The sequence below is a fragment of the Kitasatospora sp. NPDC127111 genome (assembly GCF_042677465.1).
Classification (GTDB): Bacteria; Actinomycetota; Actinomycetes; order Streptomycetales; family Streptomycetaceae; genus Kitasatospora.
This window is the reverse complement of the sequence record NZ_JBHXTG010000091.1, coordinates 14,890-30,650: the sequence shown is the minus strand read 5'-3', so window position 1 is coordinate 30,650 and position 15,761 is coordinate 14,890. Positions and strand designations below refer to the sequence as shown.

Below are 15,761 nucleotides of genomic sequence, written 5' to 3'. Positions count from 1 at the left end.
GGTGGAGCGGATGATGCGGGACGCGAAGATCACGCAGATCTACGAGGGCACCAACCAGGTCCAGCGCATCGTGATGGCCCGCAACCTGCCGTAGTACGCCCCGCGGCGGTGCACCGGAACGCCCGCGGTGCACCGCCGCGCACGCACGGCCGGCCGTTCGAGGCCGGTGCTATGTTCCGGGAATGAGCGAGAAGGAAGAACAGGACCAGCCCATGAACGACGGGCCGCCGAAGCCGGCGATGCGTGAGGCGCTGGTCGCCGCCGCCTTCGAGCTCTTCCTGGAACGCGGCTTCGAACAGACCACCGTCGACGACATCGTCTCGCTCGCCGGGGTCGGCCGGCGCTCCTTCTTCCGCTACTTCCCGGCGAAGGAGGACGTGGTCTTCCCCGACCACGAGCGCAGCCTCGCCGAGATGACCGAGTTCCTGGAGTCCGGCACCGGCGACGAGGACCCGGTCCGGCACGCCTGCGACGCGGCCCGGCTGGTCCTGCGGATGTACGCCGAGCAGCCGTCCTTCTCCGTGCAGCGCTACCGGCTCACCCGCAAGGTGCCCGGTCTGCGCGCCTACGAGCTGTCGGTGGTCTGGCGCTACGAGCACACCCTCGCGCACTACCTGCGCGGCCGGTTCGCCGACCGGCCGGACGGCGCGCTGCGCGCCGACGTGATCGCGGCCGCCGTGGTCTCCGCGCACAACCACGCGCTGCGGACGTGGCTGCGCTCCGGCGGCGAGAGCGACTGGGTCGCCGAGGTGGACGCGGCGATGGCCTTCGTCACCGGTACCTGGAGCGACCGGCCGGAGGGCGGCACCGCGGGCGGCGAGGGGGACGCCGACGACGTGGTGGTCCTGGTCGCCAGCCGCCGGGCACCGCTCTGGCGGATGGTGCAGGGCATCGAGAGCGCGCTGGGGGAGTCCCGCCAGGTCCAGCAGCAGTGACCCGCGTGCCGTTCCGCCCTCCCGCTCCACGCTCCTGACGGCCTCACCCGCGCGGCGCAACCCCGTCGGGGCGCGCCGTGCGGAGGGCTCCGGTTGCCGTGCGCGCCCCGGGCCGCAGGCGAGACTCGGTCGCAGGACGGGGCCGGGCGGCGGCCGGCCCCAGGGAGCGCGAAGGAGCGGGCATGCCCGAGCAGACCCGGCCGGCGAGCGGTGGCCCCACCCTGCGTGAGGTGCTGCTGTCGAAGGGGTACCTCACCCTGCTGCTGATCTCGGCGCTGGTCGGCATCCCGGTCTCGCTGGCCGCGTTCGGCTTCGTCAGCCTGGAGCACGAACTCCAGCACTGGGTGTGGGACAGCCTGCCCGACGCCGTCGGACTGGACCAGCCGCCCTGGTGGTGGCCGCTGCCCGCGATGCTGCTCGCCGGCCTGCTGCTGGCCCCGGTCGTCACCCGGCTGCCCGGGCACGGCGGTCACGTCCCGGTGGACGGCCTCGGCGGGCCACCGACCCCGCCGAAGGCCGTCCCCGGCGTGGTGCTGGCCGCTCTCGTCTGCCTGCCGCTCGGCACGGTGCTCGGCCCCGAGGCGCCGCTGATGGCGATGGGCAGCGGCCTGGCCCTGCTCGCGGTCGGCTCCGCCAAACGGTCCGCCCAGCCGCAGCTGGCACCGGTGCTCGGCGCGGCCGGCTCGGCCGCCGCGATCTCCACCATCTTCGGCAGCCCGCTGGTCGCCGCCGTGATGATGATCGAGGCGGCCGGGCTCGGCGGCCCGCAGCTGACCATCCTGATCCTGCCGTGCCTGCTGGCCAGCGGCATCGGTGCGCTGGTGTTCACCGGCTTCGGCCACTGGACCGGCCTGTCGATCGGCGCGCTCTCGCTGCCGTCCGTGCCGAAGTCCGGCATCCCGGACCCCGGCGACTTCATCTGGGGCATTCCGATGGCGGCGCTGGTGGCGCTGGTCTGCGTGAGCGGGCAGGGCCTCGGGCGGAAGGTCAAGGCGTACACCACCGGGGACCCCGGCCGGTCCGCGGCGGCGCCGACCGCCCGTCACACGGCCGTCCGGACGGTGCTCTGCGCGGTCCTGGTCGGGGCCTGCATCTCCGCGTACGCGCTGCTCACCGGGCGCTCGCCGGAGGAGGCGGCGCTCTCCGGGCAGATCACCCTCGGCACGCTGGCCGCCAACCCGGCGGCCTGGCCGATCGGCGCGCTGGTGGCGCTGGTGCTCTGCAAGGCGGTCGGCTGGGGCATCGCGCTCGGCAGCCTGCGCGGCGGCCCGATCTTCCCGGTGATCCTGATCGGCGCCGCCGTCGGCGTGGCCTGCGCGCCGCTGCCCGGCTTCGGCACCGCCCCGGGCCTGGCGGCCGGGACCGCCGCCGCGAGCGCGGCGGTCACCCGGCTGCCGGTCACCAGCGCCGTGCTGGCGGCGGCGCTGCTCGGCGTGGACGCCCCGGACACGATGCCGCTGCTGATCGTCGCCTCCGTGACGGGCTTCGTCGCGGGCGAGCTGATCCGCGAGTACGGCCGCCGCCGGGCCGCCGCCCCCCTGGACGGACGGAGCCGTGCGGGGGTCGGCTGACGTCGGCCGTGCACCCGTCCGGACGGATGCTGGGTGAACATCCGTCGATTCGCCGCTGTCGGCGGCGGTCCGTGCGGCATAACGGAGGGGCTCCGGCCCGGCACCACGCACCGGAGCCCCCACCGGACCGCCCGAAGGACCCCACCCATGCCCCTGCAGAAGTACGGCGTGCTCGCCGCCACCGCGATCGACCGGCGCCGCGAGGGCGCCACCGACACCCCGCACTACCAGATCCACCTCCGCGACGCGAACGGCACCCACTACCGCGCCGCGGTCAACGTCCTGTCCCAGCAAGCTCCTTCGGAGCTGCTCTTCGTCGTCGTGGACGACTTCCGGCACCCGCTGACCGCGCAGCTCCCCGACCCCGGCAGCGGCTGGACCGACCTCCCCTCGAAGCCCGACACCGCGAGCCTGGACTTCATCCGCGGCAACCTCTTCGACCCGGCCACGATGCGGCTCCTGCCGCCCGACCTCCCCGGCCCCGACAACGACCTCGCCGACCTGCTGGACCACTTCGTACTGCGCGCGATCAACGACCCGACCGCCGCCGTCTTCCTGATCGGCCAGCGCTTCGGGCCCGAGCCGAGCATCCCGGACAAGGTGTTCGGCTTCGAGCCCGGCAACGGCGTCCACGACATCCACATGAACCAGGGCAACAGCGGCCACTTCAAGTCCGACGACGGCGTGTTCCAGGACGGCGGAGTGCTGATCCACTTCCCCGGCGAGAACCGCTTCGTCGCGATCTTCCTGGCCTTCCAGTCGCAGTCCTTCCACACCGACGACGTCACCGGCCACGCGATCCCGGGCGCCCCGCCCCGGCCGACCGACCCGGCCGGCCACGTCGCCGCGGTGCGCATCGTCGGCGCCGTGGTCAACCCGGTCGGACCGGCCCCCGAGGACGAGACGGTCACCCTGCTCAACACCACGGCGGCACCGGTCGACCTGACCGGCTGGCACCTGGCCGACCGGGCCAAGCACCTGCTCGCCCTGCCCGCCGGGCCGCTGGCCGCCGGTGCCACGCTCACCGTGCGCGGGGGCAACGGCTTCGAGCTCGGCAACCACGGCGGGGCGATCACGCTGATCGACGCCGGCGGCCTCAAGGTCCACGGCGTCGCCTACACCGCCGGCCAGGCCGCGGCCGAGGGGCGGACGATCACCTTCTGAGCCGCGGCGGCCCGGTCCACCGGACCGGGCGCCCACCGGATCCGGGGCTTCCCGGGCCCGGTGGGCGCCGGGCGGCACGTCCGGCGCCCACCGGGCCGAGGTCGGGCGCCCGGCGGGCCCTCGGCCGCCTGCCGCCCCTCGTCGTACCCCGTCCGGGTGAGCTCCGGATTCCCCCGGCGTTGACCCGGGCAGCCTCGCCCCGTGACCACTTCCACGCCCCGCCGCCGTCGGCGCCGCCGCCCGGCCGCCCCGCACCACAAGCCGATCCCGGCCCAGGCCGCCGCCGCTCCACCACCGGTGCCGTCCCCGGCCAGGTCCCCCGCGCCGGCCGCGCCGCCCGCCCGGCCGGCACCCGTGCCCACCGCCCGGGCGCCCCGCTGCTGCGACGTCTCCACCACCGAGCACTGCTCCCTCGGCGGCACCGTCATCCGTACCCACCGCCACCACCCCGCCTGCCCCGTCTGGAGCGCCCGCTGACGGCCTGGGCCCACCGGAGCCGGCCGGACCGGGCCGAACCCGCCGGGGGACCAGCCGCACGCCCCGACCCCCTCCTGCCGTCCGACGGCGGGAGGGGGTCGGGGCGTCCGGCGCGCTACCGGCTGCCCGCGGCGGTCGGCGGCACGGCGGCCGCCTCCGTTCCCGTCGCCGGGTGGCCGGCCGCGGCGAGCGCCGCGGCCGCGCGGGACTCGGCCGCGCGCGCCCACAGGGCGACGGCCGCGCCGGCCGCGCAGAACGCGGCGGCCACCAGGAAGGCGTCGTTGATACCGGCGGCCATGGCGTGCGAGGGGCCCTCGGACGAGCGCGCCCGGCTCACCACGGTCACCATCACCGCGACGCCCAGCGCGGAGCCGAGGTAGCGGGCGCTGTTGTTGGCGCCGGAGCCCATCGCGGCGCGGTCCGGCGGGACGCTGCTGACGGCCAGTCGGGCCAAGGCCGCGTTGAGGATGCCGCTGCCGATGCCGGTGACGGCCAGCCCGGGTACCAGGTGCACCCAGGATCCGCCGGCCCGCAGGCCGTACATCGCCGCCTCGCCGATGCCGCACAGCAGCAGCGAGCCGGCGACCTGGGTGGTCGCGGACACCCGGCCGGCCAGCCGCCGGGCCTGCAGCGCGGAGAGCACCGACAGGCCGGACCAGATGGCCAGGACCAGGGCGGCGGCCGGCGGGGACTCGCCGAGGGACTGCTGGAGCACCGCCGGCAGGTAGCTCATCAGACCGACGATGGACAGCCCGGTGAAGAGGGCGCCGCTGGTGCCGGCGATGAAGCCGGGGCTGCGGAAGAGCGCGAGGTCGAGCATCGGCTCGGTGACGCGGGACTCGACCAGGACGAAGAGCGCGAGCAGCAGCGCACCGGCCCCGAGCAGCACCAGGACGGACGGGCGCCCCCAGCCGTGGCGGCCCTCGGCGAGACCGGCGATCAGGCCGGACGACCCCGCCGCGAGGAGCAGCACGCCGAGCGGGTCGAGCCGGCGCGGCCGGTCGGTGCGGGATTCGTCCAGCCCGTACGCGGTGAGCAGGACGAGCAGGGCGGAGAGCGCGGCCAGCACCCAGTAGACGGTGCGCCAGCCCCCGGCCCGCTCCAGCAGGGCCGCGTAGACCGGGCCCAGCGCGATGCCCAGGCCCACCGAGGCGCCCCACGTGCCGAGCGCCTTCACCCGCGCGGGGCCGGCGGGGTGGGCGTGGCCGATCAGGCCCAGGCTGGGTGCCAGCAGGGCTGCCGCGGCGCAGCCCTGGAGCACCCTCCCGGTGAGGAAGACGGCGGTGCCGGGGGCGAGCGCGGACAGGGCGGTCGAGAGCAGCAGCAGGACGGCCCCGGCGCCGAACACCCGTTTGCGGCCGTGGTCGTCGGCGACGCTGCCCATGGTGAGCAGGAGGGCGGCCAGGCCGACCAGGGTGCCGGTGAGGACCCAGGTCTGCGCCGTGGGCCCGATGCCGAGCTCGCGTGCGGTGGGCGTCAGCGTGGTGAGCGGGGAGGTGTAGTCGATCAGTACGAGGAGGGTGCCGAAGCAGGCGGTGAGGAGGGTCAGGCCGGGGCTGCGCACCTGGGGCGGCGGGGTGGGCGTCATGACAGGTCCTCGACGGGCGGGAGTGGCGGTCGGTAGGTCTGTTCAACGAACTCGGTCATCAATCTACCACCGTGGGTTCGATGAATGAACTCTTTGGGTGGTGGCGCCGTGCGGCCGGGTGGCGCCGGGCCGCGGCCCGGCGCGTTCCCTCGGTCAGCGGTCCGGGCGAGCCGGCTCGGCGACCAGCAGCGCGGTGTCGAGCGGCAGCCCGTGCACGGCGGAGAGGGCGAAGCCCGCCCGCCCCAGCAGGGCGCGGTACTCGGCCGCGGTCCGCTCGACGCCGCCCGCGACGGCCATCATGTGCACGTCGAACCAGGCCGCCAGCGACGGCGAGCCGTCCACGGGCAGGACCCGCTCGACGATCAGCAGCGCGCCGCCGTCCGGCACGGCCGCGCGGACGCGTCGCAGCACCCGGACGCACCGCTCGTCGTCCCGGCCGTGCAGGACGCGCGACAGCAGGTACACGTCCCCGCCGGCCGGGACCTTGTCGTAGTAGTCGCCGGCCTCGAAGGCGATCCGGTCGGCCAGGTCGGAGCCCGCCAGCGCGCGCCGCGCCGCGTCGACCACGTGAGCGGTGTCGAAGAGCACGCCGTCGAGGTGCGGGTGGGCGCGCAGCACGGTGGCGAGCAGGGCGCCGTTGCCGCCCCCGACGTCGACCACGGTCCTGGCGCCGGTGAAGTCGTGCAGGGCCGGGACGGGTGCGAAGAAGGCCGAGCCGGCGGCCATCGCCCGGTCGAACTTGGCGGTCAGCTCGGGCGTCCGCCCGAAGTAGGCGTACATGGCCGCGCCGTGCACGTGCTCGAAGGCGTTTCCGCCGGTGCGGACGGTGTGCAGGAGTCGGCCCCAGCCGGCGTAGAACTCCTTGCCGTAGAGCAGCGCGAGGTCCCGCATCGAGCCGGGCTCCTCGGTGCGCAGGGTCCGTCCCAGTTCGGTGGTGCGGTAGGCGCCGCCGGGGTCGTGGGCGAGGACGCCGAGCTCGGCCAGGAAGCGCAGCAGCCGGGCGAGCGAGGGCTCGTGGGCGCCGGTGCGCCCGGCCAGGTCGGTGCTGGTGAGCGGGCCGTCGGCCAGCTGGTCGGCGAGGCCGAGCGAGGCCGCCGCATGGACGGCCTGGGAGGCCCAGTAGCCGGTCAGCAGGTCCAGCATCCGACGGGCGGCGGCCGGGGTGTCGGTCATCGGGAGTCCCTCCACGGGGGGTGCCGATCGGGGGTGAGGGCCGATCGGGGTCGGGGTCGGTCCGGGGTTCGGGTCGGTCCGGGGCCGGGGCCGGTCCGGGACGGGGTCGTTGGGGCGGGGCGGTCGGGTCCGGGGCGGGGCCGGCCGGGGGCGGTCGGCCCCGCCGTCAGGCCGGCGTGCGGCTGCGCCGCCGGAGGTTGGCCACACCGGTGCGCAGGCAGCCGCGGGCGATGGCGTCGCCCTGCAGGAGGGTGCGCGAGCCGACGTGCGGCCGGGCGCCGATCGCGGTCACCCACTGGACGGACTCCACCGGCGGCCCGTAGGCGTAGCGGCCGCGGTGCGCGGTGCCGGCGGCGTCCAGCAGCCGGAAGGTGGCTTCGGCGACGTCCAGGCCGCCGGTCCGGTAGTCCGGGCCCCCGGCGTCGGGGATCACGTGGGGGCGGGCCGCCCCGGTGTCGAGCAGGTGGCGCAGCAGCGGGTCGGCGGCCCGGCGGACGTCGGTGAGCGCCAGGTGGGCCTCCAGGACGGCGCCGACGGCCAGCGGCGGCTCGTCGACGGACGGCGAGGAGACCAGGAACCGCCCGGACGCCTCGTCCGGCTCGACCGTCAGCCCGGGGCCGACCAGCCGGACCGCGTCGGCCCGGACCAGCGCCTCCAGCTCCTCGATCCGGGCGATCGGCGGCCCGCTGGCGAGGTAGTTGTTCAGCCCGCTGAACCAGCGGTCCACGTGGTCGCGGTACGAGCCGCCGCGCAGCCCCTGGTGGGAGACGACCTGGCGGATCTCGTCCCGCAGGTCGCGCATGACGGCCGCGGTCGCCTTGAACGGGCTGCCGGCCGGCCCGGCCGCGGACTCCGCGAGGTCCCAGCGCAGCCGCTCGGCCACCCACTCCTGGTACCCGGCCCGGTCGGCGAACCGCCGGTCCGCCCAGGGCCGGTCGACCAGTGCCCAGTCCCAGCGCTCGGCCGGGTCCGGGAACCACCGGGCGATCAGCTCCCGCAACTCCGCGCTGTCCCAGGCCAGTCGGTCGTACTCGGCGAGGAAGCGCTCGCGCTCCTCGGGGTCGGTCCGGTTCAACCGGCTGCGGTAGTAGACGAATCCGACCTCCTTCGCCACGTACGGCCACAGGTCGCGCTTGAAGTCGAGCTCGCCGCGCCCCGCGCTCCGGCGCAGCTCCGCGATCACCTCGGCGGTGAGGAAGCGCGGCTGGTAGCGGGGCACGACCTCCAGGTGCACCTCGGCCCTGGCCAGGTACGGCACCCCGCGGCCCGAACCCGCGTACAGCAACGGCTCCTTGCCGGACGCCAGGTAGTGCAGCCGCCCCTCGGCGTCCCGCTCGAACCGGCCGCCGCGGCCCTGGGTGAGGAGGGTGGCGTAGTCGTAGAAGCTGAGTCCGAGGCCGCGCAGCACGACCGGTTCGCCGGCCGGGAAGGCCGAGAGGTCGGCCTCGGCCGGGCTGAGCGGTTCCTGGTACACCAGCCCGTGCCGCTCGGCGAATCGCTTGAGCCGCAGCTGGCCCTCGGTGGGCACCACGTCGAAGTGGCCCTGGGCGAGCACGACGGCGTCGCAGACCAGCGGCCGCTCCTCGTCCTCCAGCCGGAGCAGCTGGGTGCCGCCGTCCGCGTCGTCCAGCGCGATCGCCCGGGTGGCGTGGACGTGGACGGTGACCTGCGGCGGGGCGGTGCGCACGATGTGGCCCAGGGCCCAGCGCAGGTAGGCGCCGTTGAACGCCCGGCTGCCGTACGACCAGGGCAGCATCGCGGCGGCCTCCGCGCGCTCGGCCGCGCTGAGGTCGGCGACTCCGTCGATCCGGCCCTCCGTGACCAGCCGGGCGAACTGGTACTGCGTCGGGCCGGTGACGATCGGGCCCTCGCACGGCACGGAGGCGTCGGTGAAGACGGTGACGTCCGAGGCGACGGTGTTCATGAGCAGCGACCGGTCCTGGTCGCGCTGCCAGACGCGGCCGCCGCCCGCCGGATAGGGGTCGATCAGGTGCACCTCGACGGGGACGCCGGCGGCGGCCGTCGCGGCGTTGGCGCAGAGCCGTTCCAGGGCGACGACGCCCCGCGGGCCCGCGCCCACGATGCCGATGCGGACGGCAGGCTGACTGGTGGTCACAGCGGAGGCTCCTTTCCCGGCCGGTCCGCGGCCGGCTCGCCGAACAGGCGGGGGAAGTAGTCGATGTCGCGCCGCAGCGCGGTGAAGAGGTCCTCGTCGGAGGCCCGTGGGGCTCCCGCGCGCGCCGCGGCCCACGAGGGTCCCGCGCAAGCCGACCCGGCCGTGCGTCCGTCGAGCAGCCGCCGGTTGCGCCCGGCGCTGGCCCGGGACAGCGGCAGCCGTCCGGGCGAGTGGTAGCGGATCGCGCCGCCCGGGTCGCGGCGCGGGATGATCTCGGACCGGGCGTGCCGGCTGGCGCTGAACGGGATGTCCAGCCGCCCGTCCGCGAACGCGGTGACGATGGCGCGGGACAGCCGCCCGGCGGAGAGCACCGGCTCGACGATCTCGGCGACCTCGCGCAGGATCCAGTCCTGCTCGGCGTCGACCGCCGCCCGGTCCACCGAGACGAAGTCCAGCAGCGGCGAGTTGGCGAGCGCGGCCAGCCGGAGCCCGGCCGCGTTGGCCGCCGCGTCGGGGATGCCGAAGGCCTCCTGGTAGGTCTTGGTGACGAGCTTGGAGGCCCCGCCCAGCCGCGCGGTCAACGCGCCGTAGAGGATCAGCTCCTCGGCGTGCCGCCGCCGCCGGGGGAAGACCCCCATGAACTCGTGCAGCACCGCGTGGACCTGCACCCCCGCCGGCAGGTACCGCGCGGCCAGCTCGGGGACGGCCCGCAGTGCGGCGACGTCCTGGGCGAGGTGGCCGCCCTGCGGGTACGAGATCGAGAGGCAGCGCACCCCCTGGGCCGCCGCCGCGACCGCCTCCAGCACGCTCACCGCCAGGCTGATCGACGGCGGCACCAGGACGGCGGTCAGCGTGCCGAACAGCTCCCGGTCGACGACCGCGCCCAGGCCCGCCAACTCGCCGCACACCGCGTCGACCTCGGTCCAGGCGGCGAGCGAATCGGCGAGCGGGACGTCCTTGGAGTACGGCAGGTTGTAGGAGATCCCGCCGCCCTCGAAGGAGGTGACGCCGGCGGCCACCGAGACCCGGAAGAGCTCCCGCGGGTCCGGCGAGCCGTGCCTGATCTCCAGCGGCACGGCCACCAGCTCGTTCAACTCCCGGCCGCGCTGCCAGCCGTGGGCGACCAGCGGGTAGCCGTTCAGCATCCGGTGGTCGGCGCGCAGCACGCGCTCGGCGTGCTCGAAGCGGCGCAGCCGGGTGTGCGAGTCGATCGTCAGGGTGAGGACGTCGGGCCGGCCGTGCTGCTCCAGGGTGGTCAGCAGGGCCGCCATCTCGCGGTGGCCGCCGACGCCGCAGCGCGGTTGGAGGGCCACTCGGCCGGCGCCCCTGGCCGCCTGGAGCACCTCGGCCGCGGTGGGCTTGCCGGACCGGGCGATGTACGCGGCCGACTCGCGCAGCGACGGCAGCTCGGTGTCTGAGGGGATCGTGCTCATGGCGTCCTCGTCGGGGTCGGGCTGGTGGCTCGTGGGGGTCGGTCTCGTGGGATCGGTCGCGTGGGGTCGGTGTCATCGGGCGGGTGTGCGGACGGCGGCCGGGCCGGCACCGGGACCGGTGGCGGGACGGGTGACCGGGACTCCGGCGGACTCCGCCGCCAGGCCGTCCAGGGCCGGGACCAGCTCGGCGACCGAGCCGAGCACCCGGTCCACCCCGAGGTCGTGCAGCCCGGTGATCGCCGAGGCGTCCTTGGTGCTGCCCACCGAGAGGTTGCCGCCGACGATCACGGGGCAGGGGATCCGGCCGGTCCGCTTCGCCTCGGCGAGGTCGTGCAGGTCCGCGTGGATCTGCCCGTTCAGGCTGCCGATGACGACCGCCAGCGGCTGCGGGTAGCGGGCGCAGGCCTCCGCGAACTCGGCCACCGGGGTGCAGGTGCCGAGGTTGACGACGGTGAAGCCGGCCGTCCGCAGCGCGTGGGCGATCAGCTGGTTGGCGACGGCGTGGCTGTCGCTGGCGGCGACACCGAGGATCACCACGCGGCCGGATCGGGGGGCGGGCACGGTCATGGTCGGGTTTCCTCTCCGGAGGGGAGTCAGGGGGAGGGCGTCGGCGGAAGGTGGCGGCCGGATCGGGCCGGATCGGCCGTGGCAGCCGGGTCGGTCGGGGCAGCCGTGGCAGCCGGGTCAGTCGTCGAAGGCGGCGAAGAGCTCGCGTCTGCTCACCGACCTGATCCGGCGGACGTCGAACTCCTCCGGGTCGGCGGCCGAGAGCGAGTCGAACACCCGGTTCACGGCGGCCACCAGGCCCCACTCGGCGTGGTACTCGGGCCAGCCGCGGTGGCCGTCGACCAGGTCCTGCTGCCGGGCGAAGAGGTAGTCGGGCCACTGCCGGCTCGCCGGGTACCGGTGGTGGTAGTCGTGGACGACGGTGTCCCCGGTCAGCACCAGGTAGCGGCACGGGAAGTGCAGGAACAGCATCCGCAGCGTCCAGCGGAGCCAGCCGGCCGTGCCCCGGACCACCGGGAGGCCGGGCGCCGGGGCCGCCTCACCGATGAAGATCGCGTTCGTCAGGCTCGCGAAGTACTCCTTGCCGCGACGCACGGTGGTGCCGGGCGCCGGGAAGGTGTGCTTGACGCACAGCCGCAGGGTGTTGCTGATCTGGTAGAGCGGGCCCAGCGGCACGACCCAGGCCACCAGGACGGCCGGCCACAGCCCGGTCCCCACCGCGGCGGCCGCGATCCCGCCCTGGAGCAGGCAGGCGGCGGCCTTCTCCGGGCCGGACGCGCCGTGCCAGAAGGACCGGATCCGGGAGACCGCGAACGCGAGGTGGAACCGGGGGGACGCGCACTTCACCAGCACCCGGCGCCACATCCGGGACCGCGTCATCCCGGGGTGCAGGTCGAGGCTGATCAGGAACGCCTGGACGGTGGGATCGCGCAGGGTCATGTGGTGGACGGCGTGGTGGTCGGCGACGTGCTCCCGGCTGTACCGCCCGAAGTTCTGGATGACGAGCAGGGCCGAGACCGAGTAGCCGATCACCGTGTCGAGCCGGCGGCGCCCGAACATGTTCCGGTGCGAGCACTGGTGATAGATCATCATCCGGAGGTTGCGCTGGCCGTGCAGGGTCATCGCCCAACCCGGCACCAGCAGCAGGAGGAACACGCCGCCGAGGGCGAGCCCGGTGCCGGAGACGGCGAGCCCGAACAGCACGGAGAGCCAGGCGGTGGCGAGGTGGACCCCGGCCGTCAGGTGGACCGGCCGCTGGCCCGCCAGCGGCCGGCCGGTCAGGAAGGTGAGCGGGAGCTGGAGCGGGCCGGGCAACCGCCGCATGGACTCCCGGACCGGATCCGCCGCCGGACCCCCGGGCGACGCGGTGCCGGAGTCGCGCATCGCCGGGCCGCGCGATGCGGTGGTGGTGTCGTACATCGTCGGGCCGCGCGACGCGGTGGTGCCGATGTCCATGGTGAGCAGGGCCTTTCTGCGCTGCGGGCTTCTCGCAGACCCACCATTCCGGTCCCGCCGTCCCAGCGGACAGGGACCGGCGCCCTCACCCGGCCCCGGCCGCAGCGCCGGGAATTCCCGCCGGCGCGCCGGGAATGTTCCGTGCCGCGGCCCGCTTGCAGCAGTCACCCGTGTCAAGGAGGAGCAACGTGCGTGCAGTCGTGGTGGAACGGCCCGGCGGGCCGGAGGTCCTGGTCGCGACGGACCGTCCGGACCTCGAGCCCGGCCCCGGCGAGCTGGTGGTCGCGCTGGCGGCGGCCGGCGTCAACTTCAAGGACGTGTACGAGCGGGAGGGCCTGACCGGAGCCGCCGGACCGTTCGTCCCCGGGTGCGAGGGCGCGGGCACGGTCATCGCGGTGGGCCCGGACGTGCGGGGCCCGGGGGTGGGCGACCGGGTCGCCTGGTGGGCGGCACCGGGCAGCTACGCCGAGCAGGTGGTCGTCCGCGCCGACGCCACCGTGCCCGTGCCCGACGACGTCTCCGAAGCCGACGCGGCCGCCGTCCTGCTCCAGGGCCTGACCGCGCACTACCTCGTCACCTCGACCTACCCGGCGCGCAAGGGCGAGACGGCCCTGGTCCACTCCGCCGCCGGCGGGCTCGGCCAGCACCTGACCCGGCTGCTCGCCGAGCGGGGGGTGCGGGTGATCGGCACGGTGTCGACGCCGGACAAGGTGCCCGCCGCCGAAGCGGCCGGTGCGGCGGCGGTCGTCGTCCGTGACGGCACGTCCGACCTGGCCGAGCGGGTGCGCGGGTTGACCGAGGGCGACGGGGTCGACGTGGTCTTCGACGGCGTGGGCCGCGACACCTTCGAGGCCGGGCTGCGCGCCCTGCGCCGGCGCGGCACCTTCGTCCTGGTCGGCGCCGCCTCCGGGCCGGTGCCCGCCCTGGACCCGCAGGCGCTCGCCGCCCACGGCTCGCTCTTCCTGACCAGGCCCACCCTGGTCGACCACGCCACCGATCCCGCGGAGCTGCGCTCCCGGGCCGCCGACGTGTTCCAGTGGCTGCGCGAGGGGCGGCTCCAGCTCACCATCGGTGCCCGCTACCCCCTGGACCAGGCCGCCCGGGCGCACGCCGACCTCCAGTCCCGGCGCACCACCGGCAAGTTGCTGCTGCTCCCGTGACACCCCGGGCCGTGCCCCGCTCCCGGACAGGGGAGGACGCCCCGGGCCCGGGCCCGGGGCGTCCTCGACGTCACCCCACCTGGGAGCCGCCGCATCGGCGGCGCCGACCCTAGGGCCGGGAGATCCGGTTGGTGCGTTCCCGGTCGACGGACTCGACGCCGTCGACCGCCTCCAGCGCCGCGATCCGGTCCTCCGCGACGGTGCCGGAGAGCGTGCCGAGGACGGGCTGTTCGCCCGTGACCGTCAGCCCGGCCCGCCGCAGGGACTCGGTCACCTCCGCGTACCGGCCGGGGTCGACCGCGAGGATCACCCCGACCGGTTCGGACCGGTGCGGCACGCTCACGGTGCCTGCACCAGACCGGCGCCGACGTCGCTGCCGGGCTGCGTCAGCGGCAGCGCGGTGGCCAGCAGTCTGGCCTTGAGGTCGGCCGCGGAGTCGTTGGGGTGTGCCTGGATGAGCATGGCGAGGACACCCGCCACGTGCGGCGTGGCCATGCTGGTGCCCGACATCACCGCGTGACCGCCGCCCGGTGCGGCCGAGATGATGAACTTGCCGGGTGCGGCGACGTCGACCTCGCCGCCGTTGCCGTTGACGCCCCCGCAGGAGCTGGCGGCCATCTGCATCGCCTTGTCCAGTGAGGCCACGGCGAGGATGGAGGGACAGTTGGCGGGCCGTTCGACGGGCCTGATGACTCCGGGGCGCCGGCTGCTGTTGCCGGCCGCCGCGACGATCACCACCCCGCGGTCGAGCGCGCGCTGGGCCACGAGCTCGTACGTCTGCGGGAAGAGCTCCCCCGGCTGGACCGGGGCGCCGAGCGACATCGAGATCACCCGGGCGCCGTGGTCGATCGCCCAGGCCAGGCCCGCCAGGATCTGGCCGTCCGGGCCGTGGCCGGTGTTGTCGAGCACCTTGGCGGCGAGGATGCGCGCCTCGGTCGCCACCCCGTAGCGGGGCTTCTGGCCGGGGTTGGCCGGGCCGGCGGCGGTGCCGATGCAGTGCGTGCCGTGGCCGTGGAGGTCCTCGACGGTCTCCCCGGGCACGAAGGAGACGGTCTCGTCGACGCGCCCGACCAGGTCGGGGTGGTCGGTGTCCACGCCGGTGTCGAGGACGGCGATCTTCACCCCGCGTCCGGTCATCGCGGAGAGGTGGGCCCGGATCGCCTGGAGCCCCCAGGTCACGTTCTGCTCGTCCCAGGCCGGTCCCTGGACAGCGGCGGCTTCGGCCTGGGACTGCCGGGCGACCACCTGCTCGTCGCTGCGGTAGGCCGGGAAGAAGTCGGTCGGGGCCTGGTGCGGGGCGGTGATCGGCGAGGCGTGCACCAGGCGCTCCGGCTCGGCCGCGATGATCGAGGGTTCCGCCTCGGCCGTGGTCACCAGCGCGTGGCGCTTCTCGGGCCGCACCTCGACGACGGCGGCGGCGAGGTCCTCGAAGAACACCGAGACGTCGGGGCGTTCGAGGAGTTCGGCGACGCTCGCGGGCTCGGCGCTACCTCGGATCCGTTCCACGGGCGCGATGTCGGCGGAGGAACGCAGCGCGTTGATTCCGCTCTCGTGGTTGCCGGGGTCGAACAGGACCACGTACCGGCCGGTGTACTCGGCACCGCCGCCGGTGGCGGATCCGTTGGGGCCGTCGGGGCGCTCGCGGAGGGCGCGCCTGTCCATGGGGTCGTTCACCATTGAATTCCCGCTTCCTGTGGGCTTCTTCCCCCGGTTCGTGGACAGGTGCCGTCACGGAGTACCGGCCGCCGCGGATGCGGGGTGCGTCGGTTCGTGGATCGGCACCCGGTGCCGTCGCCGCCGGCGGAACCGGCCGCGGGCATCGCCCCCCGACACACCGTGGCACCGGGCAGGGAGGACCGCACCTCCGCGCTGCCACCCGTGTGAGGAGTGCGCCGAGCGGGCCCGCGAGGTCTTCACCGCCGGGCGCCGGCCACGCTTCCGCGGGGAATTCCTGGCCGACCGGAACTCCGAACGGCCCGGAAAAGCAAAATGCGGGCCAGGATTTCTCCTGACCCGCACACGGTGTCCGAGGGGGGACTTGAACTCTCGCCTCGGGCACCAGCCTTTGTTAGTTCTGACCTGCGGAAACGTGCTCGACACGCCGTCTGGTTGACGGCCGTCCCTACCCGTCCTTCCTGCCCGTTTCTGGCTGTTCGGGACCGCTCTTGGTCATGCGTTGGTC

14 protein-coding genes are annotated in these 15,761 nt (G+C 75.2%); 6 read left to right on the top strand and 8 right to left on the bottom strand.

Going from position 1 to position 15,761, the window contains the following annotated elements:
- The 5 genes from ACFVHB_RS35565 to ACFVHB_RS35545 form a co-directional block, all read left to right on the top strand.
- Positions 1–94, top strand: a 94-nt coding sequence (locus tag ACFVHB_RS35565; protein ID WP_132919430.1) for an acyl-CoA dehydrogenase family protein, incomplete at its 5' end; no start/stop codon positions are given.
- A gap of 145 nt (positions 95–239) precedes the next feature.
- Positions 240–935, top strand: coding sequence for a TetR family transcriptional regulator (locus tag ACFVHB_RS35560; protein WP_380330638.1), 696 nt, complete (start codon positions 240–242; stop codon positions 933–935).
- A 182-nt stretch (positions 936–1,117) separates the two neighbouring features.
- A complete protein-coding gene (locus tag ACFVHB_RS35555) occupies positions 1,118–2,506 on the top strand; it encodes a chloride channel protein (protein WP_380330635.1) in 1,389 nt (462 codons plus the stop codon).
- Positions 2,507–2,653: 147 nt separating this feature from the next.
- Entirely contained in the window at positions 2,654–3,670 is a 1,017-nt protein-coding gene (locus tag ACFVHB_RS35550; protein ID WP_380330632.1) for a DUF2278 family protein, read from the top strand.
- A gap of 201 nt (positions 3,671–3,871) precedes the next feature.
- Complete coding sequence (locus tag ACFVHB_RS35545) at positions 3,872–4,147, top strand: hypothetical protein (RefSeq protein ID WP_380330630.1); 276 nt, start codon at positions 3,872–3,874, stop codon at positions 4,145–4,147.
- A 115-nt stretch (positions 4,148–4,262) separates the two neighbouring features.
- Here ACFVHB_RS35545 and ACFVHB_RS35540 read toward each other — a convergent pair whose 3' ends face one another.
- The 6 genes from ACFVHB_RS35540 to ACFVHB_RS35515 all read right to left on the bottom strand — a co-directional run bounded on the left by ACFVHB_RS35540 (position 4,263) and on the right by ACFVHB_RS35515 (position 12,419).
- A complete protein-coding gene (locus ACFVHB_RS35540; RefSeq protein WP_380330627.1) occupies positions 4,263–5,735 on the bottom strand; it encodes an MFS transporter in 1,473 nt (490 codons plus the stop codon).
- Between the two features lie 153 nt (positions 5,736–5,888).
- Complete coding sequence (locus tag ACFVHB_RS35535) at positions 5,889–6,908, bottom strand: methyltransferase (protein WP_380330624.1); 1,020 nt, start codon at positions 6,906–6,908, stop codon at positions 5,889–5,891.
- Positions 6,909–7,074: 166 nt separating this feature from the next.
- Positions 7,075–9,024, bottom strand: a complete 1,950-nt coding sequence (locus tag ACFVHB_RS35530) for an FAD/NAD(P)-binding protein (RefSeq protein ID WP_380330621.1) — start codon at positions 9,022–9,024, stop codon at positions 7,075–7,077.
- Positions 9,021–10,457 carry a methylaspartate mutase gene (locus ACFVHB_RS35525; RefSeq protein WP_380330619.1) on the bottom strand — a complete coding sequence of 479 codons (1,437 nt, stop codon included), beginning with the start codon at positions 10,455–10,457 and terminating at the stop codon, positions 9,021–9,023. The genes ACFVHB_RS35530 and ACFVHB_RS35525 overlap by 4 nt, the downstream gene beginning before the upstream one ends.
- Positions 10,458–10,529: 72 nt before the next feature.
- Positions 10,530–11,024, bottom strand: a complete 495-nt coding sequence (locus tag ACFVHB_RS35520) for a cobalamin-dependent protein (RefSeq protein WP_380330616.1) — start codon at positions 11,022–11,024, stop codon at positions 10,530–10,532.
- Between the two features lie 117 nt (positions 11,025–11,141).
- Positions 11,142–12,419 carry a stearoyl-CoA 9-desaturase gene (locus ACFVHB_RS35515; protein ID WP_380330613.1) on the bottom strand — a complete coding sequence of 426 codons (1,278 nt, stop codon included), beginning with the start codon at positions 12,417–12,419 and terminating at the stop codon, positions 11,142–11,144.
- Between the two features lie 188 nt (positions 12,420–12,607).
- Here ACFVHB_RS35515 and ACFVHB_RS35510 point away from each other — a divergent pair, with 188 nt between their 5' ends.
- Positions 12,608–13,579, top strand: coding sequence for a quinone oxidoreductase family protein (locus ACFVHB_RS35510; RefSeq protein ID WP_380330610.1), 972 nt, complete (start codon positions 12,608–12,610; stop codon positions 13,577–13,579).
- Positions 13,580–13,688: 109 nt separating this feature from the next.
- Here the strand turns inward: ACFVHB_RS35510 and ACFVHB_RS35505 are convergent, their stop codons facing one another.
- Both ACFVHB_RS35505 and ACFVHB_RS35500 read right to left on the bottom strand, forming a co-directional pair.
- Positions 13,689–13,922, bottom strand: coding sequence for a hypothetical protein (locus tag ACFVHB_RS35505; protein ID WP_380330607.1), 234 nt, complete (start codon positions 13,920–13,922; stop codon positions 13,689–13,691).
- Positions 13,919–15,241: a S8 family serine peptidase gene (locus ACFVHB_RS35500; protein ID WP_380330604.1), complete on the bottom strand. Its 1,323-nt coding sequence runs from the start codon at positions 15,239–15,241 to the stop codon at positions 13,919–13,921. The genes ACFVHB_RS35505 and ACFVHB_RS35500 overlap by 4 nt, the downstream gene beginning before the upstream one ends.
- Between the last annotated feature and the right edge of the window lie 520 nt (positions 15,242–15,761).

Excerpts from the sequence above, each read along its gene's own strand:
- ACFVHB_RS35560 (WP_380330638.1), top strand. The coding sequence starts at position 240 with ATGCGTGAGGCGCTGGTCGCCGCCGCCTTCGAGCTCTTCCTGGAACGC.
- ACFVHB_RS35555 (WP_380330635.1), top strand. The coding sequence starts at position 1,118 with ATGCCCGAGCAGACCCGGCCGGCGAGCGGTGGCCCCACCCTGCGTGAG.
- ACFVHB_RS35550 (WP_380330632.1), top strand. The coding sequence starts at position 2,654 with ATGCCCCTGCAGAAGTACGGCGTGCTCGCCGCCACCGCGATCGACCGG.
- ACFVHB_RS35540 (WP_380330627.1), bottom strand. The coding sequence starts at position 5,735 with ATGACGCCCACCCCGCCGCCCCAGGTGCGCAGCCCCGGCCTGACCCTC.
- ACFVHB_RS35535 (WP_380330624.1), bottom strand. The coding sequence starts at position 6,908 with ATGACCGACACCCCGGCCGCCGCCCGTCGGATGCTGGACCTGCTGACC.
- ACFVHB_RS35525 (WP_380330619.1), bottom strand. The coding sequence starts at position 10,457 with ATGAGCACGATCCCCTCAGACACCGAGCTGCCGTCGCTGCGCGAGTCG.
- ACFVHB_RS35520 (WP_380330616.1), bottom strand. The coding sequence starts at position 11,024 with ATGACCGTGCCCGCCCCCCGATCCGGCCGCGTGGTGATCCTCGGTGTC.
- ACFVHB_RS35515 (WP_380330613.1), bottom strand. The coding sequence starts at position 12,419 with ATGGACATCGGCACCACCGCGTCGCGCGGCCCGACGATGTACGACACC.
- ACFVHB_RS35500 (WP_380330604.1), bottom strand. The coding sequence starts at position 15,241 with ATGGACAGGCGCGCCCTCCGCGAGCGCCCCGACGGCCCCAACGGATCC.